At 66.3% G+C, this 1,186-nt stretch carries 2 protein-coding genes; both read left to right on the top strand.

Annotated features, from left to right (window positions below; translation table 11 throughout):
- On the top strand, positions 1-152 hold a 152-nt coding region (locus tag RB628_RS30825), incomplete at its 5' end, for a rodlin (protein WP_318323870.1).
- Between the two features lie 287 nt (positions 153-439).
- Positions 440-691: a chaplin gene (locus tag RB628_RS30820; RefSeq protein ID WP_318323862.1), complete on the top strand. Its 252-nt coding sequence runs from the start codon at positions 440-442 to the stop codon at positions 689-691.
- Positions 692-1,186 lie beyond the last annotated feature (495 nt).

Raw genomic sequence — 1,186 nt, 5'->3', positions numbered from 1 at the left:
TGCCGATCGCCGTCCAGGACATCCCGATCCTGTCGGCCCCGCAGAACCAGCAGTGCGCCGAGAACTCGACGCAGGCCAAGGGTGACGAGCCGCTGTCCCACATCCTCAGCGACATTCCGGTCCTGTCCGGGAACGGCATCGGCAACAGCTGATCCTTCGCCGCCGCTGACTGGTCGTCAACAGTCTTCCGGCCGCCCGTAGAAGCAGCTCGGCCAGCCCTCGCACCGCGTGTGGGGGCTGTCCGAGTTTTTCCATGTCCCCGATTTTCTTAAGCCTTTCGTGTGGATCGTGTTTTCTGCTGCTTCAGGGCGTTCGAGTGAATTACCCGGGGGACCACGTTCCGTAGTTTCTTCGGCTGTCTATCCCTCGTTTTACAACTGCCGGTCATGGTGCGAGCCGTCCATGCTGTGCTCGCTCGGCCTTCGGTCGACATAAGGGCATGACCGCAGAGAAGGGAAACTTCATGAAGAAGAGCGTTGCTGTCATCGCCGGCGCGATCATGTCGCTCGGAATGGCCGCCCCGGCCTTCGCGGACGCCGAGGCCAAGGGCTTCGCCGCCCACTCCCCGGGTGTGCTCTCCGGCAACGTGGTCCAGGTTCCCGTCCACGTTCCGATCAACGTGTGCGGCAACTCGATCAACGTCATCGCGCTGCTGAACCCGGCGTTCGGCAACATCTGCGTCAACGACTGACGTCGTCGCACCAGCCGTTCGGCGGTGTCTGGGCCGGTCTTGGAGAGCCTTTCGGTGCCAAGGCCGGCTTTTTCTCACCTCTCCCAGCAGGAAGATAATCAGAATGCGACAGAGTCTGAGCAGGGGGATGGTCGTGGCGGCCGCCGCGACGAGCCTCCTGTCCCTGTACGGCATTTCCGCCCTCGCAGACGCGGACGCGGGCGGCGCCGTGCCGGTCGGCGCGGCGCATGCGCAGGCACAAGCTCCGGCGGACCCATGCGGCAACTCCTGTGCCAACGGCACGGGTTCACACGGAGCGCAGGGCGCACCGCACGACGCCCCCGGCTATGGCAACGGACACGGCGAGTCGGACACGTCGGGTGGCTACGGCGACACGCCGCCGACGACGCCGCCGACGACGCCGCCGACGACGCCTCCGGCGAAGCCTCCGACGACGCCTCCGGCGAAGCCTCCGACGACGCCTCCGGCGAAGCCTCCGACGGGTCCGCCGACGGC

The sequence above is a fragment of the Streptomyces sp. ADMS genome (genome assembly GCF_033441795.1).
GTDB lineage: Bacteria > Actinomycetota > Actinomycetes > Streptomycetales > Streptomycetaceae > Streptomyces.
This window is presented reverse-complemented; position numbering and strand designations above follow the sequence as displayed.

Bases quoted from the DNA above. Each gene is read 5' to 3' on its own strand.
- RB628_RS30820 (WP_318323862.1), top strand. From the start codon at position 440: ATGACCGCAGAGAAGGGAAACTTCATGAAGAAGAGCGTTGCTGTCATC.